Source organism: Acetobacter sicerae, assembly GCF_011516765.1.
GTDB lineage: Bacteria > Pseudomonadota > Alphaproteobacteria > Acetobacterales > Acetobacteraceae > Acetobacter > Acetobacter sicerae.
In genome coordinates, this window is sequence record NZ_JAAABN010000006.1 from 141,829 (window position 1) to 163,110 (window position 21,282).

General features: G+C 56.4%; 16 protein-coding genes. 10 read left to right on the forward strand and 6 right to left on the reverse strand.

Annotated features, from left to right (window positions below; all coding sequences use genetic code 11):
- Nucleotides 1–62: 62 nt before the first annotated feature.
- From GVI59_RS08755 to GVI59_RS08765, 3 genes are all read right to left on the reverse strand, one after another.
- Nucleotides 63–959 carry a fructose bisphosphate aldolase gene (locus GVI59_RS08755; protein ID WP_173573900.1) on the reverse strand — a complete coding sequence of 299 codons (897 nt, stop codon included), beginning with the start codon at nucleotides 957–959 and terminating at the stop codon, nucleotides 63–65.
- Nucleotides 960–1,222: 263 nt separating this feature from the next.
- On the reverse strand, nucleotides 1,223–2,683 hold the full coding sequence (locus GVI59_RS08760; protein WP_173573901.1) for an amino acid permease: 1,461 nt from the start codon (nucleotides 2,681–2,683) through the stop codon (nucleotides 1,223–1,225).
- Nucleotides 2,684–2,798: 115 nt separating this feature from the next.
- On the reverse strand, nucleotides 2,799–3,779 hold the full coding sequence (locus GVI59_RS08765) for a hypothetical protein (protein ID WP_242013029.1): 981 nt from the start codon (nucleotides 3,777–3,779) through the stop codon (nucleotides 2,799–2,801).
- A gap of 235 nt (nucleotides 3,780–4,014) precedes the next feature.
- Between GVI59_RS08765 and GVI59_RS08770 the strand changes: the two genes are divergently transcribed.
- From GVI59_RS08770 to GVI59_RS08790, 5 genes are all read left to right on the forward strand, one after another.
- Nucleotides 4,015–5,271, forward strand: coding sequence for a dicarboxylate/amino acid:cation symporter (locus GVI59_RS08770; protein ID WP_173573902.1), 1,257 nt, complete (start codon nucleotides 4,015–4,017; stop codon nucleotides 5,269–5,271).
- A gap of 455 nt (nucleotides 5,272–5,726) precedes the next feature.
- The gene (locus GVI59_RS08775) at nucleotides 5,727–7,928 is read left to right on the forward strand and encodes a TonB-dependent siderophore receptor (RefSeq protein ID WP_173573994.1); all 2,202 of its coding nucleotides are present in this window, start codon (nucleotides 5,727–5,729) and stop codon (nucleotides 7,926–7,928) included.
- 212 nt (nucleotides 7,929–8,140) lie between these two features.
- A complete protein-coding gene (locus tag GVI59_RS08780) occupies nucleotides 8,141–9,373 on the forward strand; it encodes a putative DNA modification/repair radical SAM protein (RefSeq protein WP_173573903.1) in 1,233 nt (410 codons plus the stop codon).
- Nucleotides 9,370–10,137: a TIGR03915 family putative DNA repair protein gene (locus tag GVI59_RS08785; RefSeq protein ID WP_173573904.1), complete on the forward strand. Its 768-nt coding sequence runs from the start codon at nucleotides 9,370–9,372 to the stop codon at nucleotides 10,135–10,137. The genes GVI59_RS08780 and GVI59_RS08785 overlap by 4 nt, the downstream gene beginning before the upstream one ends.
- A 57-nt stretch (nucleotides 10,138–10,194) precedes the next feature.
- The gene (locus GVI59_RS08790) at nucleotides 10,195–10,701 is read left to right on the forward strand and encodes a transcriptional repressor (RefSeq protein ID WP_010666606.1); all 507 of its coding nucleotides are present in this window, start codon (nucleotides 10,195–10,197) and stop codon (nucleotides 10,699–10,701) included.
- An 83-nt stretch (nucleotides 10,702–10,784) separates the two neighbouring features.
- On the opposite strand, the gene choX is transcribed toward GVI59_RS08790, so the two are convergent.
- The 3 genes from choX to choW all read right to left on the reverse strand — a co-directional run bounded on the left by choX (nucleotide 10,785) and on the right by choW (nucleotide 13,983).
- Nucleotides 10,785–11,720, reverse strand: coding sequence for a choline ABC transporter substrate-binding protein (gene choX, locus GVI59_RS08795; RefSeq protein WP_173573905.1), 936 nt, complete (start codon nucleotides 11,718–11,720; stop codon nucleotides 10,785–10,787).
- Nucleotides 11,721–11,885: 165 nt separating this feature from the next.
- Complete coding sequence (gene choV / locus GVI59_RS08800) at nucleotides 11,886–13,067, reverse strand: choline ABC transporter ATP-binding protein (RefSeq protein WP_338422086.1); 1,182 nt, start codon at nucleotides 13,065–13,067, stop codon at nucleotides 11,886–11,888.
- Between the two features lie 70 nt (nucleotides 13,068–13,137).
- Entirely contained in the window at nucleotides 13,138–13,983 is an 846-nt protein-coding gene (choW, locus tag GVI59_RS08805) for a choline ABC transporter permease subunit (RefSeq protein ID WP_173573907.1), read from the reverse strand.
- A gap of 504 nt (nucleotides 13,984–14,487) precedes the next feature.
- On the opposite strand from choW, the gene betB reads away from it, so the two are divergent.
- The 5 genes from betB to glyA all read left to right on the forward strand — a co-directional run bounded on the left by betB (nucleotide 14,488) and on the right by glyA (nucleotide 21,250).
- Entirely contained in the window at nucleotides 14,488–16,584 is a 2,097-nt protein-coding gene (gene betB, locus GVI59_RS08810; RefSeq protein WP_173573908.1) for a betaine-aldehyde dehydrogenase, read from the forward strand.
- 11 nt (nucleotides 16,585–16,595) lie between these two features.
- On the forward strand, nucleotides 16,596–18,254 hold the full coding sequence (gene betA / locus GVI59_RS08815) for a choline dehydrogenase (protein WP_173573909.1): 1,659 nt from the start codon (nucleotides 16,596–16,598) through the stop codon (nucleotides 18,252–18,254).
- Between the two features lie 33 nt (nucleotides 18,255–18,287).
- On the forward strand, nucleotides 18,288–18,929 hold the full coding sequence (locus GVI59_RS08820; RefSeq protein WP_173573910.1) for a GNAT family N-acetyltransferase: 642 nt from the start codon (nucleotides 18,288–18,290) through the stop codon (nucleotides 18,927–18,929).
- Nucleotides 18,929–19,810 (forward strand): carbon-nitrogen hydrolase family protein, encoded by an 882-nt coding sequence (locus tag GVI59_RS08825; protein WP_173573911.1) that lies wholly within the window; start codon nucleotides 18,929–18,931, stop codon nucleotides 19,808–19,810. Before GVI59_RS08820 ends, GVI59_RS08825 begins: the two co-directional genes overlap by 1 nt.
- A gap of 150 nt (nucleotides 19,811–19,960) precedes the next feature.
- The gene (gene glyA, locus GVI59_RS08830) at nucleotides 19,961–21,250 is read left to right on the forward strand and encodes a serine hydroxymethyltransferase (protein ID WP_173573912.1); all 1,290 of its coding nucleotides are present in this window, start codon (nucleotides 19,961–19,963) and stop codon (nucleotides 21,248–21,250) included.
- Nucleotides 21,251–21,282: the final 32 nt, after the last annotated feature.

A 21,282-nucleotide genomic window follows, 5' to 3' on the forward strand; every position in this document is an offset into this window, starting at 1 on the left:
ATCCATATATAAAAAATATGGATCGCGCTGTTCGCAGAAAAGCGCCAGATCTGGCGGAAGCCTCAGACCTTGTTCACTGAAGCGTCATAAATCCTGTCGATCGTCTTGCCGAGAGTGGCGTCAAATTCGGCGTCGGACATGCCGTCCTGCAGGCCTCCAAGCAGAGCCCGGGAGAAGCTGGCGATCATGCCGTGATTCTTCTTCAGACGCTCACAGGACTCATCAAGCGAGTATCCGCCCGAAAGCGCCACCACACGCTCAACGCGCGGATGCTTGCTGAGATCTTCATACAGGTCGGCAACCTCGGGGATCGTGACCTTCAGCATGACCTTGTAGTCGCCCGGCATCGCGTTGAGCGCCTTGAGCAGTTCATCGTGCAGGATGGCTTCAGCGCCCTTCTTGTCAGGGCTTTTGACCAGAACTTCCGGCTCGATGATCGCAACCAGACCGTGAGACGCAACCTGATGGGCAATCTCGAACTGCTGCTTCACGATGGCGGCAATGCCTTCCTGATTCGGAAGGTTGATGACCGAACGCTCCTTGGTGCCGTAAATACCAAGTTTCGCAGCGCGCTCCAGCAGCGCATCAAGGCCGGGATTCGGCTTCATCAGACGTACGCCGTTGGCTTCGTCCTCAAGCCCCTTGTCGATCTTCAGGAACGGCACGACGCCACGATCTTCCCACAGATACGCAGGAACCGGCTTGCCTTTTGCAAGTCCATCCATTGTGCGCTCGAACAGGATCGCACCGATCACCTTCTCACCGGAAAAGCTCGGAGCCGTGATGATCCGCACACGCATCTCATGAATAAGGCGGAACATATCCTCTTCGGAAGAATAGGCCGTCTCAGGAATGCCATAAGCCTTCAGAGCGCCCGGCGTTGAGCCTCCGCTCTGGTCGAGTGCCGCGATAAAGCCGCCCTTTTCCGAAATCTGGCTTTTCATACGGTCGTTGGACATTCTTATTACCCTTTATTCTTAACGTATGGTGCGTGCCTGGGAACGCCCGAACAGCCGATGCCATCCTCTATGCTTCGGGTCATGCCGCGACAGAAGAACATCGACCCCACACCCTTCCGGTTCCCTGCATGCACACCGACGAAACCCAAAAGGACTGAAATCCGAGTGGCCCAATCCAGACAACGTGACATTTACACGGAGTGATCGGCTGCGCCACCTCCCCCGTGGAGAAGATAATATTAAAAATCCTAAAAGCGGCGTCATCAGGGCGTTTCCGGCTGCTCCTTCATCACCATGTCCGTCAGTATGGATGATCCGGGCGTCTCAGGCATCAGCATGGGCGGCTTTCTGGGCGTCAGATACCAGCCGACCACAAAAACGATCACCAGCAGAGGCGTCGCCCCGACAGTGATGGTCCCGGCCGGATAATCGCACGCCATCAACACGACAACGGCCGCCAGAAAAGCCAGTGTCAGCCAGGATGTGAACGGCGCGCCCGGCATGCGGAATGTGGGAGCGGCAATGTCTCCCCGACTGACAGCCCTGCGAAAAGCGAGCTGACTCAGTATGATGATGCCCCATGTGCAGATAATGCCGATTGCCGCAAAACTGAGAACAATCTCAAAAACACTCTGCGGCACGATATAATTGAGCACGACACCGACAAGATAAAACGCCGCGATCAGCAGAATACCGGCATAGGGCACGGAATGGCTGTTCATGGCGCCCAGAAACCGCGGCGCTGATCCGCCAAGCGCAAGAGCGCGCAGGACACGACTGGTGGAATAAACGCCCGAGTTCAGGCTGGACAAGGCCGCCGTCAGCACGATGAAATTCATCACGCTATCGGCATAAGGCACGCCCAGCGCATTGAAGAATGTCACAAACGGACTTTCGCCCGCCTGATAGGCGGTCCATGGCAGCAGGCACACCAGCAACACGACCGACCCGACATAGAATACGGCAATCCGCCAGATCACGCTGTTGATGGCTCGGGGCAGAATCTCGCGGGGATTGTCACATTCTCCCGCCGCCGTGCCGATCAGTTCGATCCCGGAGTAGGCAAACACCACCCCCTGGGTGAGCGCGAGCGCCGCCAGCATACCGTGCGGAAAGAAACCGCCATTATCAGCAATGAGGTGAAACCCGGTTTCATGTCCCGCGACAGGCACGCCAGTCCCCAGAATGACCGAACCCGCAATCAGAAAGACAATCAGCGCGACAACCTTGATCATGGAGAACCAGAATTCCATTTCTCCAAAATATTTCACGCCGATAAGATTCATGCCCGTCACAAGACACAGGGCAATCAGCGCAAGCAGCCATTGGGGGAAAGAAGCGAAAGCGCTCCAGAAATGCATATAAAGAGCGACGGCCGTAATATCCGCGATTCCGGTCATCACCCAGTTGAGAAATGAAACCCAGCCCGCCACATAGGCCGCCTTGTCCCCGAGAAACTCACGGGCATGGGACACGAAACTGCCGCTGCTCGGGCGATACATGGTCAGTTCGCCAAGCGCCCGCAGAATGAAGAAGCTGAAAAGTCCGCAAACCGCATAAACGATGGCCAGCGAGGGACCGCCCTGCTGAAGGCGACTTCCTGCACCAAGGAAAAGGCCGGTGCCGATACAGCCGCCAATGGCGATCATCTGCATCTGCCTGCGACCCAGGGTCTTTTTATAGCCTTCGCTGGTGCTGTTCCGGCTGATTGTCGATTCAGTCATTCCATCCCGATCCCGTCTCTCCTGCAGGAGCATTACGGAACAGATTGGTTCGAACCCGGAATGTTGTCCATCGAAAAACAACAGATTTTTTCAGGAAACAGGCAGGAAGAAGACGTCAGAAAACCGTGTTGATGGCGAACTGGGGAGAAACTTTTATGCCGGTATTATGTCCAGCATAGTAAACCGCCGATCCCGCGATAACGCCCCAACGTGCATTCCAGTTATATTCTATGGCGGGCGCCACCTGCCAGTCTGTCGAGGCGGAGCCGGTTCTGTTGATGGTCTGGCCCGACGCGTAGCGTCCCCGCAGACGGGAGCCGTTCGACCAGTCCCGCGCCACATCCGCCGCCAGCACCCATTTCTGGCTCAGGGCGTATTCCAGCGAAAAGCCCACCTGCCCGCTCATGCCCGGACTTCCACGCCCGACAAAGCCTTCCGATGTCCCGTAACTGGTGACATCCCGCAAACGCGCCGAATTCAGCGCGTGCCGGAACCAACTCCAGACGCGCAGACGCAGTTCATGCCCACCCGGCAATGTATAAGTGGACTGCTCGGTAAGGGCCATTCGGAACACATAAGCCCCTGTCCCGAAGCCGTCCTGCGACGCTCCCAGACGGGAATAGTCGCCCGTTGGAAAAATGACGCCCGCGAAAAGGTTCAGATCAGGAATGTAGCGTTTCGGGTTGGCGCGCATGAAACGCCAGATCATGTCGATCGGGAAATCGCCGAATTTGGGTCCATGCGCATGGCCTGCCCCATGCTTCCAGCCATAACTGATCACCGTATGCGCCTGGATGCTGAGATCATCCAGAATGCCATATTTCCACATCGTGGAGTTGGAAAAGGTCTGCTGACGCGGGTGCAGCGGATGCCCCGTGCCGTTGGACGCAAACGTGCCGACGGGCTGACTGTATGAGAAATAGGGCTCGATGCCCGCGTCTCCGGCATGATTCTTGGCGCCCGATGGCGAGACCAGCGATCCCGTGTACCATTGCCCGGCTCTGGCATGTGGTATGCCAATCGCGAACAGGAGAAACACCCCACAAACGTAACCACCCGTGTTCCGCACCCAAGCCCCGCCAGTCATCTTCATCATTGCGCCAGATCAGCCACACCCACTGTGGCCAACACTACAAACGACCTGTTTATACAAGTATTTACGTTGGTGTAGTAAAAACAGTTCCTTAAACCACAACTCAAAGTAAAGATTAGAGAATCACGAGAAACAGAACTCACCCGATAAAATAATTTTATTACTTTGACGTATCAACAGTTTTTCCTCTATAAGGCCGCCACGCGTCTAACACCACTCAACGGAGAAGAAAAGTTCGATGGCCGCAGCCCCACCCCAGGTCAATACAAAAAGACGCACCTACGCCATCCTTGTCGCACTGTTTCTCGGTGTTCTGAGCGGGCTTCTTCTCCACACGCTCGGCGACAGCGCCGTCCATGGGGCGGAGCAGGCAGGAAAGCTGATGACCGGGCTTTTCCTGCGGCTGATCAAGATGGTCATCGCGCCACTTGTCTTCGCAACGCTCGTCAGCGGTATTGGCAAACTGGGTGACGACACGCTGGTTCTGCGTGTCGGGGGGCGCATCCTGCTCTGGTTCATCGCCATGTCCTTCGTATCTCTCACGATAGGCCTTCTGGCGGCCAACATCCTGCAACCGGGTATCGGCTTTTCACCGCCACCGATCACTGACATTGCGTCTCTCAAGCATCCTTTTCAGCCAATCGATTTCATCCTGCACATTGCGCCGACGAGCATTCTGGATTCCATGGCGCGGAACGACATTCTTCAAATTGTCGTGTTCTCGGTGCTGTTCGGGTTAGCCCTCCCCGCCGCGGGCAAGGCCGGTAAAACCATGCTCAACTGGACCGAAGAGCTTGGTCACATCATGCTCCGGATGACCGACATGGTCATGCTTCTGGCTCCCATGGCCGTCTTCGGTTCGGTGATGGGAAGCCTCGCCAGCGGCGGCGGAGCGATGCTGCTGCATTACGGCCGTTTTCTTATCGAATTCTACAGCACCATCCTCATCCTGTGGTGTGTTCTGACGGGCCTGGCTTTTCTGGTGCTTGGCCCCCGGATCAAGGATCTCCTCAAGGAACTTTTCCAGCCCATTATCCTCGGTTACGCCACGGCGAGCAGTGAATCCGTCTATCCGCTCCTGCTCGAGAAACTTGAAAACTTCGGCGTGCCAACGCGCATCAGCGGCTTTGTGCTGCCCCTCGGTTACAGTTTCAATCTGGATGGTTCGATCCTGTTCCAGTCATTTGGCGCGATCTTTATCGCCCAGGCTTACGGGATCAGCCTTCCCTGGTCGCAGCAGGCACTGATGGTGCTGGTCATGATGTTGAGCAGCAAAGGCATTGCCGGTGTGCCTCGCGCCTCTCTCGTGACGCTCGTGGCCGTACTGCCCCAGTTTGGTCTTCCGGAGGCCGGTATCGCCATCATTCTGGGGATCGATCATTTTCTTGATATGGCCCGGACCGCCACCAACGTGCTTGGCAACGGCTACGCTGCTGCGATTTCGGCAAAATGGGAAGGCGAACTTTCAGACGGACCAACCAAGGATGTCATGTAGAAATGGTCCCCATGAAGCGCCTGACATGAAAAGTTTTTCTACAGTTACAAAGTAGCAATGCAACAGGGATTTCTGAACGCCGCCTTTTCTAAAGAGCGGCGTTATCCAAAGCTTTTTTTGCAAAAACCTTCACCAAAAACTCTCTTTTAATTTACAGAAACCTTCACGAAAATATTTCCAATAATATTATTAAAAAAATAGGTTACACAGAATTAAATTTTCAAAAAAAACAACTACGATATGCGGATTTTTATTACATAAATTAATTATAAATAATCACGAAAAACAAACAAGATTCTGCCTCTGAAAACATTCCTCTTTCCATGCTCTGTCAGCATCTACCTCGCTGTATGGATGGCAGCCTCTTTGACCCACGGCCTTGTATTGCAAATAATTCGCATTTCCGATACGGCCCTGCCCATACCAGTTATCAGGAGCCCTCAATGAAGTCCGCCATGCGCCGCAGCAGGGTTGTTTACGCCCTCCCTCTTTCGCTCCTTATGAGCGGCGAGGTCCTTGCTGCTGATCAGGAAGAAAAGCCCGGCATGACGCACTCTCAGCAAATACCCGCAGCGGTTCAGAAACCGGGAAAATCCGCGACACCTGCGACAAAAGTCGAACATCTGGAAGTGCATGGACGACGGTCATCGACCATCGCCTCGTCAGCCACGAAAACAAACACGCCCCTTATCGAGACGGCCCAGTCTGTCAGCGTCATAACCCGCAATGAAATGGACATTCGCGGCGTGCTGGATCTCAATCAGGCCGTTCGCTACATCGCAGGCGTGACACCCAATCTGCGTGGCGGGGTCGGCACGCGCTACGATCAGTTCCTGCTCCGTGGCTTTACGATTCCAACCTTTCTCGATGGTCTGAAACTGCAGGACAGCCCGACCGGCTATGCCACAGCACAGACCGACACATCCCGTCTTGACCGTGTGGAGATTCTGAAAGGTCCGGCTTCCGCGCTTTATGGTCAGTCCAGCCCCGGCGGACTGGCAGCACTCTCCAGCAAACTGCCGACCGATCAGCGCTTTTATGGCGGCGTCAACGCGACAGGCGGCAGTTTCAATCTTTACCGCGTGGATGCCGATGTTGGTGGATATGCAACAGATAACGGGTTTGTCCGCTACAGGATCTATGGCACCGCCAACGGACAGCACACCCAGCTTGCCCGCACAGGAAGCAAGCGTTTCTCCATCAGCCCATCCTTCACATTCGGCGGTGATGGACCGACAACACTGACTCTTCTGGGAAACTATCAGTATGATCCGGAGAACGGCACCTATGGCGGCGTGCCGCTGGTCGGATCACTGAAACGGGCTTCCTTCGGCTACCTGCCGCGTAATTTCTACGATGGCGACTCCTCTTTTGAGAGATTCAACCGAAAACAGGGCGCCATCACCTATATTCTCAATCATCGTTTCAATGATGACTGGAGTTTCTCCACGCGCGGACGCTATGACGACCTGAAAACCAGCTACCGCAGCGTCTATAACGCCGGTTACTACAGCAACACCTACACGGTGCCCCGCTATGCTTTCGGCACCGACGAGCATACGCACAATCTGGAGTTCGACAGCCAGTTCAAAGGCAAGGTACGCACAGGCTTCCTGCAGCACAATCTGATGTTCGGCTTCGATTACATGCAGCAGAGCGCTGGAGAACAGGGATATTTCGGCAACGCGCCCGACATGGATGTGCGTTATCCGGACTACCACATGGCGATTGCTCCCATGAGCCCGTATGTGGATTATCGCACCAACTCGCACCAGATCGGTGTGTATGGGCAGGATGAAATCCGCTGGCGCGGTCTGGTGCTGACGGGCAGCCTGCGTAACGACTGGTATCGTTCGCATCAGGTGGAATCAATTTACCACACCGACACCCATCAGGATCCAAGCCAGATCACCTGGCGCGCTTCCGGCCTCTATCACTTCGATTTCGGACTTGCTCCCTACATCAGCTATTCGACGTCCTTCCAGCCGCAATCGGGAATTGTCTCGAACGATGGTGGAAAAACCATGCGTCAGGCCAATCCATCCCTTGGCAAACAGCTTGAAGGCGGCCTGAAATATCAGATTCCGGGCACATCGGTTCTCTTCACGGTCGCCGGATTCCATATCGAACAGACTAACGTTCTCGTGGCGACAAATTCCGCTCTGGGCTTCAACACTGAAAGCGGGAAAGTCCATTCCGATGGCTTCGAGTTTGAAGCTCATGCCGAACCCTATAAAAACCTTGTCCTGACTGCAGCGATCAGCGTGCAGAAAGTCCACGATGACTCAACGGGAAAACCGCTGATCCAGTCCGGAAAAGGCAACGCCTCCCTGTTTGCGTTCTACACACTGCCTTCCGGTCCGGCCAAAGGACTCGGTTTTGGTGGCGGCATGCGTTACACCGCCAAGGCTTATGGCGGCGAAGCTTCATACGGCAGCGTATGGGTTCCGCAATACGCACTGTTTGACGGATCCCTGCGTTACGATCTTGCCCAGCTTTCTCCGTCCCTTCGCGGATGGACGGCGGCAGCCAGCGTCCGTAACATTTTCGACAGGCGGTTTGTCGCCAACTGTCTGGCCTATGCCTCTTATGGGCAGGAATTCTGCTATTACGGAGAGCGGCGCAACGCGCAGGCCTCCATTGGTTACACCTGGTAAATCGGATCAAGGAGAGAGTGGTGTTTCACGGCTCTCTCCTTTTTAACCAGCCGGGATCAAAGGGACTACGCCCCCTTGGGGAGACGGGGTAAAGCCCTGATAACCACCCCATATATACGTAAAATATATACATATTTTCCGACCAAATCCCCTTCCGCCGTCCGTCAGAAATGTTTGACGCAACCACAAAAAGAACATAACATGAACAAACCATGAAACGGACTTTCTCGGAAAAACTCGCAATCCTGTCTGACGCCGCAAAATACGATGCTTCCTGTGCATCGAGCGGCTCGGATCGGCGTGGGTCAAAGAAGGAGCCGGGACTGGGATCAACCGAACGGAGCGGCATCTGTCATTCATGGACGCCGGATGGCCGATGCGTCTCTCTGCTCAAGATCCTGATGACGAATTTCTGCATTTACGACTGCGCCTACTGCATCAACAGGGTTTCATCCGGCGTGGAGCGCGCCCGTTTCTCGGTCGAAGAAATCGTCTGGCTGACAATGGAGTTTTATCGACGGAACTATATCGAGGGCCTTTTCCTGTCCTCCGGCATCATCCGCTCATCCGATTACACCATGGAAGAACTGGTACGTGTCGCAAAAGTTCTCCGTCTGGACAGAGGGTTTCGGGGCTACATTCATCTGAAAGCCATTCCCGACGCCTCCCCCGACCTGCTGGCGGAAGCCGGTCTGTATGCGGACCGCCTTTCCATCAATGTGGAAATGCCCACCGAGACAGGACTGACCCAGTATGCGCCGGAGAAGGACTCCATCGGCATCCGGTCCGCCATGGGACACATCCGCAAAAAGATGGACGCGACGAAGGAGAAAACCCTTGCCGGACGCCGCCCGCCCCGCTTCGCACCCGGCGGACAGAGCACACAGATGATTGTCGGCGCGGATGCTGCAACTGATCAGGATATTCTCTCAAGCAGTTCGGCGCTCTATTCCGACTACCGACTGAAACGGGTCTATTATTCCGCCTTCAGCCCCATCCCACATGCCTCACAGGCTCTCCCTGCCCAGAAGCCCCCTCTGCTGCGCGAGCATCGCCTGTATCAGGCAGACTGGCTGTTCCGTTTTTATGGCTTCCAGTTTCAGGAGATCACCGAGAACAGGCCCGACGGCATGCTGGATCTGGAAGTTGATCCAAAACTGAGCTGGGCTCTGGATAACCGCGCTGTCTTCCCGGTGGACATCAATCAGGCGCCTCGTGAACTGCTGCTGCGCGTTCCGGGCCTCGGGCCGCGTTCCGTGAAGGTGCTGCTTGCAACGCGCCGTCATAAGACCATTCGACTGGATGATCTGGAACGACTGCGCGTCAGCATAAGAAAAATACGCCCGTTCATCACCACCCCGGACTGGCGACCCATCAAACTGATCGACCGGATGGACCTCAAATCCCTCTTTGCGCCGCCGCCCCAGCAACTGTCACTTCTGTGAAAGAGCATCTCGTTTCATTACCTGAGGCGGCGCCCTTTTCTCTGTGGCGCCTTCACGCCCGCTCCCTGCTGGCTGCGGGGATTGCACCCGAACATATCGTCTGGCGGAGTTCATCCGGGCAGGATGATCTGTTTTCACAGCCTGACCCATCACCAGAAACCGAAACATCCAAACCCCAGAAAATCAGCAGAAACTGTCTTCTGTTTCTCGAAACTCTTCTCTGCCATGCCAACCCTGAAAAATTCTCACTCGCCTATCGTATCCTGTGGCGAAGCAGGAGAGAGCGCTCCCTCCTGAAGACAGGGACCGATCCCGACATTGTCATGGCCAACAGAATGGCCCATCAGATTGGCCGTGAAGTGCACAAGATGAAAGCCTTTGTCCGTTTCAGGGAGAAAACGCCCCAAGGTAGCAACACACGCCACTTTGCAGCGTGGTTTGAACCGGAGCACCATATTCTTGAAAAGGCTGCACCTTTCTTCGCACGCCGTTTCACCGACATGAACTGGATGATCCTCACGCCAAAAGGGTCCGTCGGCTGGGATGGAGAAACCTGTGTCGTCACCAGAGAAGCCTGCACACGGACAATTTTCGAAGACGAGGCGGAGGCTTTATGGAAGACCTATTACCGCTCCATCTTCAATCCCGCCCGCGTCAAGGTGAAGGCGATGCGATCGGAAATGTCTCCCAAATACTGGAAAAACCTCCCGGAAACAGAACTGATTCCTGAAATGCTCGCTCAGGCTGCCCGCCAGACATGGTAAGACTGCGTGCCGGATGGGTGGGCAATCGATCCGTTCTGGCCTACCATTCCGCCCACAATGACGACTGACGCCGCCCCTCACCTGTTTTCTGCTTCCGTCGAGGCGCTTCTTGCCCGTGCGGACGAGCTGTGCGCCCAACGACATGTCCGGCTGACCGCCCTGCGACGTCAGATTCTCGGTCTGATGCTTGAGGCCAATGCTCCACTGGGTGCGTATGACCTTCTGCAACGCCTGCAGGCCATTCAGGGCAACGCCGCTCCGCCAACGGTCTATCGGACGCTTGAATTCCTCATGGAGTTCGGACTGATCCACAAAATCGAACGACTGTCAGCCTTCATGCCCTGCACGCACACGCTCGGTCGTGCGCCCTGTCACGAGCACGACGCCGATTGTGTCCACGCCAGCCAGTTCCTGATCTGCCGCAACTGCTCCAGCGTCACCGAACTTGAAGATTCCACGATTCTGGCCTCGATTGTCGCTGCGTCCCAAAAATCCGGGTTCCGGCTTCAGCATACAACCGTCGAAGTTGAAGGCCTGTGCGCGAAATGCGCGGCTCTCGCATAATATGACGAGGTAAAATCAGTCCGCGTTCAAGACTGACAGTGAAGCCGGAGCATACTATACGCCCCGGCTTCCGCACTGACTCCTCACTGTCCGAGATATGCCTGAACCGCTGGCAGACCCGGCTTGCCGTCCACTGTTGTGACACCATCCAGCCACTTCTCCACGGCTTCGGGATGCGCCTTCATCCAGTCCCTGGTCGCCTGCGCAGGCTTTGTGTGATTTTCTGAAATGGTTTTCATCATCTCGTTTTCGGAAGGGATGGTGAATGTCAGCTGCTTCAGCAGATGTCCCACATTCGGACATTTTTCCACGTAACCGCTGCCAACAACCGTGTTGACCTCGGCTGATGCGCCGAACTGCTTTTCACCACCTGTCAGATAGGTGAGATGAAAGTTCATGTTCATCGGGTGCGGTTCCCAGGCAAGGAACACGATCGGTTTCTGGGCAGGAATGGCGCGCGCAACCTGAGACAGCATCCCCTGTTCGCTGCTTTCATTGAGATGGAATTTCCCGAGACCAAAATCGTTGGCCTTGATCATATCCAGAATGATCTTGTTTCCGTCATTGCCGGATTCAATTCCATAAATCATATTATTTAACCTGGGGCCCCAACTCGCGATGTCCTTGAAATCTTTCAGGCCCTGTTGCGCAACATAATCGGGAACAGCAAGCGTATACCGTGCGCCGGTAAGGTTTTTTGTGATCCGTTCGACCTTGCCTCTTTTCAGGTAGGGGTCAACATAGGACGCGCCCGAGGGTTCCCAGTCACTAAGAAAGATGTCGAGCTGGTGATTTTCCAGTGAGAGATAAGCGACAGCCAGCGTCACCATCGTTTCGCGGGTTTTATAGCCCAGACCAGCGAGAAGGTTCATTGTGACGCCGTTGGTGACAGCAGCATCCGACCAGCCGACATCTCCGATACGCACCATCTGACAGACTTCAGGTTCAGCAGCCTGAGCCGGCAGAACGCGCAGCCCGACGCCAAGAAAAACCATGGAAGCGAGAAGTTTCTTCTTCATACCAGTGACACGTCCTTTTCCTGTCTGCCCGTTGCCGAAGTATGGGCGCACCTCAATACATTCCGCAACAGAAACAATTAAATCCTGCATGACTATGGCGCGACTTCCGCGCCGCAAGCTTTCTCTCCCCTATCAGAACTTGCATTATCCATGATCAAAACACGATCAATTGACTTTCGATGCGCGGGCAACTCCCGTAATCGCGCCGATCATGTCAGCGTCATCACACAATCCGATAATCTGACTGGCATCAGAAATCAGAACGGGCATCCCGCTTTTCTGGCGCAGAAGCGCGACTGTGTTGAGTGAAGCCGTAACCGGCACACAATAAACACACCCAGAAACGACCTTCAGCTCTGAAATATCGTCAGTGTCGTGAAATTGCAGGGGTATTTCCATGCCTGTCCTGTCCGACACGGTAGCCGTCACAGGGTTGAAACCATAATGGCCGGTTACGTCGAGTTGAATGGTACTATCATCCCACCGGGGACAAACTTCCAGAAGACGCATGACGCTTGCTGCATTCAGCAGCGGCAGCGGATTCATGTGCCTTACGAAATCACGGACATAATCATCGACCGGCGAGGAAATGATTTCCTGCGGTGGACCCGCCTGAATAATGCGCCCTTCCCGCATGATGGCGATATTGCTGCCGATCCGGAGCGCCTCATCAATATCATGACTCACGAAAACAATGGTTTTCTTGAGCCGTGTCTGAAGATCCAGAAGCTCGTCCTGAAGCTTGCGACGGATCAACGGGTCAAGCGCCGAAAAAGGCTCATCCATCAGGAGGATATCGGCATCCGTTGCAAAAGCCCGCGCCAGACCCACCCGCTGCTGCATACCGCCAGAGAGTTCCGAAACATAGGAATTGGCCCACCGTGTCAGACCAACCAGTTCCAGTTTTTCCTCGGCGATTTTACGACGCGCATTGGGGGTGAACCCACGAAGCTCCAGACCAAACGAGACATTTTCCCGTACCGTCCGCCACGGCAGCAGACCGAACTGCTGGAAGACCATGGTGACGCGGGTACGCCGCATATCGCGCAATGTCTCATCATCACAGTTGGCGATATCGACAAAAGCAGTGCCATTCCCGATCTCGACACTGCCTCGCGTCACTTTGTTGAGACGGTTGGCGGCCCGCAGCAATGTCGATTTACCGGAACCGGACAGTCCCATGAGCACGCTGATCTCACCGCGTCTGATCTCGAGGTTGGCATTCGCCACACCGACAGTCACACCCAGTTCAGCGGCGATCTGTTCGCGTGTGCCACCCTCATCCAGACGTTTGACTGCCTGGGCAATCGCACTTGACGAATTATTCCGATGAAAAAGAATATCCACGTTCCTGAAGGAGAGAGCAGCAGTTTTACCTTGTGGTTCTGTCCGCACGGCTTCCATACAGATAGTCTCCTCAGTGCGTTTTCTTGCGGCAGAGCCGGTCCAGAATGATGGCGACCAGAACAATAGCCAGACCGGATTCAAATCCGGTGTCGATTTGAACCGTATTCAGGGCCCGCACGACCGGCACACCCAGTCCACCCGCACCGACAAGGGCTGCAATCACCACCATGGAGAGACTGAGCATGATGCACTGGCTCAGACCCTCACGGATCATGGGAAGCGCCGCCGGTACCTCGACTTTCCACAAGCGCTGCCTTGGCGTGGCGCCAAATGCATCGCCAGCCTCCAGCAAGGCTTTGGGAACAGAGGAAATCCCGAGCTGCGTCATGCGAATGGGCGCAGGGATGGCGAACACCACGGTGGAAATTGTGCCCGGAACGGTGCCCAGACCAAACAGGATCAGGGTCGGGATCAGATAAACAAAGGTCGGCAGGGTCTGCATGAGATCCAGAACTGGATGCAGGATCTTCGCAAGCCATGGGCGATGCGCGGAGGCGATGCCGATCGGCACCCCGATCAGCATACACGTGAAAGTCGCAAAAAAGATGAGCGACAGGGTCGCCATCGTTTCCTGCCAGTATCCCTGATTGATGATGAACAGCAGGCCGAGCGCAACCAGCACGCACGTACTAATGGCACGCTTCCAGAACCACACGCCGATCGTCAGAAGCGCCACAAACAGGACGGGCGGCACCGAGGTCAGCAGGTTGGTGAAACCATCGGCGCAGGACCCGATCGCCTCGCTGATGACGTCGAAACCACCCTGACAATGATCCCTGATCCAGTCGACGGCATTCGACGCCACTTCACCGACAGGTATTTTATGCGATGTGATCCAGTCTTCGAGCCCGTTCATTGATCTCGCTTCACAGTCCGGAGATTTCAGGCCTGGCCAGGGCAGGCGGAAAGCCATGAGCAGGTATTCCCGTGAGCCGCGTCATACGGACCCCACCCTTTTTCAGTTCGACATCGTAACCGAAAGACGGAGGATATAAAGTTCTTTCGTGCATCACGTCAGAAAGCACATCCTACGCCGCCTGATCTGAAACCGTTCAGGCTGACTACAGTTTATTCACCGCCCCATCATTGCGTTCAAGAAACAGAAAGGAATTGATTTATTCCGACGTCGCATTGGATAAAGTCGCCGTCCGTTATCCTTTTCGATGAGCACCATAGGCCGCCTTATTGAATCAGCGATCAAAGGCGGTCCACCACCGTAAAAACAGCTACTTCTTGAACGAAATCGCCAGAAAATTGACAGGAAAATTCATCTTTCCGTTTGCTGATTTCCTGTGGACATTATTTTTTCGTTTCGACATAAAGATAATATTGAACGATCATTCAAAGGCATTCGAATCCCATGATGCAGCCCCCCGCTCCTTCCGCCATGGCACGACTGGATGATGAGCGTCGCCGTAGTTTTGTTGCCGCAACACTCTCGGTTCTCGCCGACAACGGGTATGTCGGAACGACCCTCGCCCGGATCGCCGAGCGCGCAGATGTCTCCCCCAGTCTGCTGGTGCATTATTTCGGCGACAAGGACACTCTGCTCGGCACAGCCTTCTGGTATCAGTCCGAATCGCTGCGTCATGAGATCCTGAACCGCTTTTTGACAGCCCGCACCCCGCGTGAGCGTCTGCAGGCCGTCATTGATTCCCTGCTGGCCCGTGACCAGTTTCAGCAGGAGGAAGGCGCGACATGGCTGTCTTTCTGGGGACAGGTCCCTTACGTGCCGACCCTCAAACGTATCCAGCGGATCTACCAGAAGCGGATTCTGGCCAATCTGTCCCACGATCTGAAAGCACTTTTGCCCGGTCGGGACGTCCATTCCCTCGCCACCTCGATAGCTGCGCTGATAGACGGCACCTGGCTCCGGGCTGCCCTTTCAGACTGGGAAGAGGCGGACAGCACCGCTGCCCGGGCGCAGGTCACGGCCTTTCTGGACAGTCAGATCGCCCTGCATCAGGCGAACCTGCCTGCGCCATCCTTTCAGATCAGGCGGCAGGAGGTCTGCTCCAACTGGATCAACGGGCGTCCCATGCCGACAAAGGGCGCACGCTTCGAAACGCGCAATCCCGCCACTGGCGAAGTGCTTGCAGAAGTGGAAATCGCTGGTGAGCAGGAGCACGCTACGGCGATTGAAAGCGCCAGACGTGGACAGAAAATCTGGGCACGGATGACCGGCACAGAACGGGGCCGGGTTCTACGCAAGGCCGCCGATCTTCTCCGCCGTGACAACGACATGCTCGCCCGCATCGAGACGCTCGACACCGGCAAGCCGATTGCCGAGACGGCGGCAGTGGATATTCTCTCAGGCGCGGATGCCCTCGAATATTTCGGCTCAGTCGCCAGCGCGATCAACGGCGAGGCGATGGATCTCGGCGAGCAGGCCTTCGCCTATACGCGCCGTGAACCGCTTGGCGTGACGGCGGGCATCGGCGCATGGAACTATCCGATCCAGATCGCCTGCTGGAAGTCCGCTCCGGCGCTGGCCTGCGGCAATGCGATGATCTTCAAAAGCTCCGAGATGACGCCGCTGACATCGGTGCGGCTGGCCGAGATCTACCGTGAGGCCGGCCTGCCCGACGGTGTCTTCAACGTGCTGCACGGCGCGGGAGATGTGGGACGACGTCTGTGCGCCGATCCCGATATTCGCAAGGTCAGCCTCACAGGTTCCGTTCCCACGGGCAAGGCGGTGATGCGTGAAGCCTCCAATACGCTGAAATATGTCACGCTGGAACTGGGCGGAAAATCTCCGCTCATCATCTTTGACGATGCTGACGTGGATAACGCCGTGTCCGCAGCACTGCTCGGCAATTTCTACTCGGGCGGTGAAATCTGCTCGAACGGAACACGGGTTTTCGTGCAGTCCGGAATCCGAGACCGCTTCCTTGCGGAACTGAAGCGGCGTGTCGAAGCCATGAAAATCGGCGATCCACTCGCGACGGATACGGATGTTGGTGCGCTCATCAGCGTGCCGCATCTGGAAAAGGTCATGGCTTACGTGGAAAGTGGCATTGCTCAAGGCGCGCAGCTTCTGACCGGCGGTCGTCGTCTTACAGAAGGAGCATTCGGCAAGGGCGCGTTCATGCAGCCGACCATCTTTACCGGCTGTCATGATGACATGAAGATCGCCCGTGAGGAAATCTTTGGTCCGGTCATGACCGTTCTCGATTTCCATGACGAGGATGAAGTCATTGTCCGCGCCAATGCAACAGAGTTCGGTCTGGCGGCGGGCGTGTTCACAAACGATCTCACACGCGGCCATCGCGTTGTCGCCGCTCTGGAAGCAGGCACCTGCTGGATCAATCAGTACAACATCACGCCGATCGAAATGCCCTTCGGTGGCTACAAACAGTCCGGACTTGGTCGTGAAAACAGTCAGGCTGCACTGGATCATTACACACAGATCAAGAGCGTCTATGTGGCGCTCGGCAATGTCGAATCCCCCTACTGAGGAGGCAGGCCATGGAACAGGAATTTGATTATATCGTCGTCGGAGCCGGGTCTGCCGGATGCGTGCTGGCCAACCGCCTGACGGAAGACGGCAAGGACAATGTGCTGCTGCTGGAATTCGGTGGCAGCGACAAGTCGATCATCGTGCAGATGCCGACAGCGCTGGCCATGCCGATGCATTCCAAACGATTCAACTGGTTTTATGAAAGCGAGCCGGAGCCTTATCTTGGTGGGCGACGCATGTTCACGCCGCGCGGCAAGGGGCTTGGCGGCTCCTCCTCCATCAACGGTATGGTGTATGTGCGCGGCAATGCACTCGATTTCGAAGACTGGGTGAAAGAAGGCGCTGTCGGCTGGTCCTATGCCGATGTTCTGCCCTATTTCAAAAAAGCCGAGTCCTGCACGGAAGGTGATGATACCTATCGTGGACGGACGGGGCCATTGCATACCCAGTATGGCACGGTGGACAATCCGCTCCATGCGGCATGGCTGAAAGCGGGATATCAGGCCGGTTATCCGGTCACGCATGATTATAACGGCTATCAGCAGGAAGGCTTCGACAAGATGAGCATGACCGTCAAGGACGGTCGGCGCTGGAACACAGCGAACGCTTATCTGCGCCCGGTCATGCATCGGAAAAATCTTGAGGTGCACCAGCAGGCTCGCGCAACGAAGATCCTGTTTGAAGGCAGGCGGGCTGTCGGCATTGCCTATACCCGCGCGGGCAAGGAATGTGTCGCACGGGCCCGGAAGGAAGTGATCCTCTCCGGTGGTTCGATCAATTCGCCGCAACTTCTGCTTCTTTCCGGAATCGGACCTGCCGATCAGCTTCGGGCGCTCGGGATTCCTGTGATCGCAGACCGTCCGGGTGTGGGCGAAAACTTGCAGGATCATCTGGAGTTCTATTTCCAGATCGCCTGCAAGAAACCGATCACCCTCTATTCGGCCATGAGCCCGCTGGCGAAACTGAAGATCGGTCTCCGCTGGATTCTGCGAAAAGATGGTCTTGGCGCCACGAACCATTTCGAAAGCTGTGGTTTCATCCGCAGCAAGGCAGGCGTCCCCTACCCTGACATCCAGTTTCACTTCCTGCCGCTGGCTGTCACCTATGACGGAAAAGGACTGGCGTCGGGCCACGGCTATCAGGCGCATGTCGGTCCGATGCGTTCGAAGAGCCGGGGTCATGTGCGCCTGAAATCGGCAAACCCGGAGGATAAGCCGAAGATTCTCTTCAACTACCTGAGTCATCCTGACGACTGGGAAGAGATGCGCGCCTGCGTTCGCCTGACCCGTGAACTGTTCAATCAGGAGGCATTCCAGCCCTTCCACGGTCATGAACTGCAACCCGGTGAAGATTGCACGTCCGACGAGCAGATTGACGAGTTCATCCGCCAGAAGGTGGAAAGCGCGCTCCACCCCTCCTGCACCTGCAAGATGGGCGCACTCGACGATCCGATGGCGGTTGTCGATCCGGAAACGCGTGTGATTGGCGTGGAAGGACTGCGCGTGGTGGATTCTTCCATCATGCCGCGCGTCACCAACGGCAATCTGAACGCGCCGACGACGATGATCGCCGAAAAAGCTGCCGATCACATCCGTAACCGGCCTATGCTGCTTCCGTCGCATGCACCGTATTATGTCGCTCCACACTGGGAAACCCGACAGCGCTGACCTGTCGGACATGGAAACAGGAAATCCGATGTCATGTCAGTGACGATTGAGACCCTTACCGGAGAACGTCTTCTTTCGGTTGTCCCTGATCTCGCACGTCTGCGAATCACGATCTTCCGGGAATGGCCTTATCTCTACGACGGCAATCTGGCCTACGAAGAGAAATATCTGCACGCCTACATGCGGAGTCCCGGCACTGCTGTTGTCGTGGCAAAGGATGGTGACAAAGTTGTCGGCGCTTCGACCTGTCTCCCACTGAAAGATGAGATGGCGTGCATCCGTGCGCCCTTTGAAGAACGTGGTCTTTCCACGGACGATTTCTTCTATTTCGGGGAATCCGTCCTGCTGGAATCCTATCGTGGACAGGGTATCGGCGTGCGTTTTTTCGAGGAGCGCGAGCGTCACGCACGCTCCGCAAGTAACGCGTCGTTTGCCGTATTCTGCGCCGTTCGTCGCTGGAAAACCGATCCCCGTCGGCCGGACAATGCAAAGTCTCTCGCGGATTTCTGGATGAAACGTGGCTTTACGCCCCTGCCCGGTGTCTCCTGCCATCTGGGCTGGAAGGAACCGGACGTCCCCGGCCAGCGTGACCATCTTCTCGATTTTCATATCAAACCACTCAGAGGCGCCCCGATCCCCGAGGCACTCCTGCAAAAAGATCAGGACGAGGATTGATGAACAAACCCCTCCGATTAGGCGTTCTGGCCTGGGAAGTCGCGAAAATCGGCTCTCTGGAAGATTATGCTGCCCATCTCGACAGACTGGTGGCCGAGGGCGCGACGCAGGCTGACCTGCTGCTGATGCCGGAATATGCCTGCATGGAAGCGGCAGCGGCCGTCACAAAAGAGCCAGATCCCTCCGCCGAACTGGATGCAATATGCGCACACAGTGACGCCATTCTTGCCATCATGCGAGAGGCCGCGAAAAAGCATTCGGTCTGGTTGATGCCGGGCACCCTGCCCCGCCCCGAGGCAGCAGGCGTGCGCAATCGTGCCCCGCTGATCGCGCCTGATGGCTCCGTAGCGTTTCAGGACAAGCACGTCATGACGCGGTTCGAGAATGAATCATGGGGTGTGAAGGCGGGCAATCCACCCGGCGTATTCGAAACACCGTGGGGACTGATCGGAACGTCCGTCTGTTATGATTCGGAATTTCCCATGCTGGCGCGGGCGCAGGTCGAAGCGGGCGCGTGGCTGATCCTTGTGCCGACCTGCACGGATTCCATGCACGGCTTCAACCGCGTGAAGATTTCCGCGCAGGCGCGGGCGCTGGAAAACCAGTGTTTCGTGGCTGTTTCACCAACAGTCGGCGATGCTCCATGGCTGGCCACACTGGATGAAAATCACGGCTGTGCGGGTGTTTATGGTCCGGTCGATAGAGGTTTCCCCGACGACGGTGTGATTGCGGAAGGAAAACTCGACGAACCCGGCTGGATCTTTGCCACTCTTTCTCCAGACACGCTGGAAGAAGTGCGGGAGAACGGTGCTGTCCGCAATTGCCGGGACTGGCCGACCACCGTGCCTCCATCCGGGAAGAATGCTTTTTCGGAAACATAAAAATTTCCGCGTTTCCGGGCAAGGAGACGTCGCAAATATGAAAGTCTCGAACGGCTCCTTGTTCCTATATTTTCATGCAACAGCGGCAGATTAGAGAATGGCGTTCCATTCTTCTCCTGTCGAACTCCAGTTCAGGGCACGGCAAAAATCATGAGCACGGACACGTTGAAGAGTTTTTTCCAGTCTTCGTTGGCTGAGGTTGACGCCGAGGTTGCGGCGGCGATTGCGAGCGAGTTCGAGCGTCAGCGCGACGGGATCGAGCTGATTGCGTCTGAGAACATGGTGTCGGAGGCTGTGCTGCAGGCTCAGGGCAGCGTTCTGACCAACAAATACGCCGAGGGTTATCCGGGCCGTCGCTACTATGGCGGCTGCTCCGAGGTCGACAAGGTCGAGGTCCTCGCCATCGAGCGCGCGAAACAGATGTTCGGCGCGGGCTTCGCCAACGTGCAGCCGCACTCGGGCGCCAACGCCAACCAGGCGGCGTTCATGGCGGTTGTCGCGCCAGGCGACACGGTGCTGGGCATGAGCCTCGCCGCCGGTGGTCACCTCACACACGGCGCGGCCCCGAACTATTCCGGCAAGTGGTTCAACGCCGTGCAGTATGGCGTGCGCAAGCAGGACGGCTATCTCGACTATGACGAGATGGAATCGCTGGCCCGCGAGCACAAGCCGAAGCTGATCGTCGCCGGTAGCTCGGCCTATCCGCGCATCATCGACTTTGCCCGCGTCCGCAAGATCGCTGACGAGGTCGGCGCTTTCCTGATGGTGGACATGGCGCACTTCGCCGGTCTGGTGGCGGCCGGTCTGTATCCGAGCCCGGTCCCGCACGCCGACATCGTCACCACGACGACGCACAAGACGCTGCGCGGTCCGCGTGGCGGCCTGATCCTGACAAACAGCGAGGCGCTGGCGAAGAAGATCAACTCCGCCGTGTTCCCCGGCCTGCAGGGTGGTCCGCTGATGCATGTGATCGCCGCCAAGGCCGTCGCGTTCGGCGAAGCGCTGAAGCCGGAGTTCACCGAGTACCAGAAAGCTGTCGCGGCCAACGCGAAGGTGCTGGGCGAGACGCTTGTGGCGCGTGGCTTCGACCTCGTGACGGGCGGCACGGACAGCCATCTGCTGCTGGTCGATCTGCGTCCGAAGAAGGTGACGGGCAAGATCGCGGAAAAGGCTCTGGAACGCGCGGGCATCACGGCGAATAAGAACGCCGTGCCGTTCGACCCGGAGAAGCCTGCGATCACGTCCGGTATCCGTCTGGGCAGCCCGGCGGCGACGGCGCGTGGTTTCCGTGAGGCCGAGTTCCGTGAGGTCGGCGAGATGATCGACGAGGTTCTGACCGCGCTGGCCGCCGCTGGTGGCGAGGGCGATGTCGCCGTCGAGAACGCCGTGCATGAGCGCGTCAAGGCGCTCTGCGCGAAGTTCCCGATCTATAAAAAGTGATTCTCATCTGTTTTTTCATAAGATTTCAGGAA

Excerpts from the sequence above, each read along its gene's own strand:
- GVI59_RS08790 (WP_010666606.1), top strand. The coding sequence starts at position 10,195 with ATGACGACTGACGCCGCCCCTCACCTGTTTTCTGCTTCCGTCGAGGCG.
- betA (WP_173573909.1), top strand. The coding sequence starts at position 16,596 with ATGGAACAGGAATTTGATTATATCGTCGTCGGAGCCGGGTCTGCCGGA.
- GVI59_RS08825 (WP_173573911.1), top strand. The coding sequence starts at position 18,929 with ATGAACAAACCCCTCCGATTAGGCGTTCTGGCCTGGGAAGTCGCGAAA.
- GVI59_RS08820 (WP_173573910.1), top strand. The coding sequence starts at position 18,288 with ATGTCAGTGACGATTGAGACCCTTACCGGAGAACGTCTTCTTTCGGTT.
- choW (WP_173573907.1), bottom strand. The coding sequence starts at position 13,983 with ATGAACGGGCTCGAAGACTGGATCACATCGCATAAAATACCTGTCGGT.
- GVI59_RS08760 (WP_173573901.1), bottom strand. The coding sequence starts at position 2,683 with ATGACTGAATCGACAATCAGCCGGAACAGCACCAGCGAAGGCTATAAA.
- GVI59_RS08775 (WP_173573994.1), top strand. The coding sequence starts at position 5,727 with ATGCGCCGCAGCAGGGTTGTTTACGCCCTCCCTCTTTCGCTCCTTATG.
- GVI59_RS08780 (WP_173573903.1), top strand. The coding sequence starts at position 8,141 with ATGAAACGGACTTTCTCGGAAAAACTCGCAATCCTGTCTGACGCCGCA.
- GVI59_RS08755 (WP_173573900.1), bottom strand. The coding sequence starts at position 959 with ATGTCCAACGACCGTATGAAAAGCCAGATTTCGGAAAAGGGCGGCTTT.
- glyA (WP_173573912.1), top strand. The coding sequence starts at position 19,961 with ATGAGCACGGACACGTTGAAGAGTTTTTTCCAGTCTTCGTTGGCTGAG.
- GVI59_RS08765 (WP_242013029.1), bottom strand. The coding sequence starts at position 3,779 with ATGATGAAGATGACTGGCGGGGCTTGGGTGCGGAACACGGGTGGTTAC.
- choX (WP_173573905.1), bottom strand. The coding sequence starts at position 11,720 with ATGAAGAAGAAACTTCTCGCTTCCATGGTTTTTCTTGGCGTCGGGCTG.
- GVI59_RS08770 (WP_173573902.1), top strand. The coding sequence starts at position 4,015 with ATGGCCGCAGCCCCACCCCAGGTCAATACAAAAAGACGCACCTACGCC.
- betB (WP_173573908.1), top strand. The coding sequence starts at position 14,488 with ATGATGCAGCCCCCCGCTCCTTCCGCCATGGCACGACTGGATGATGAG.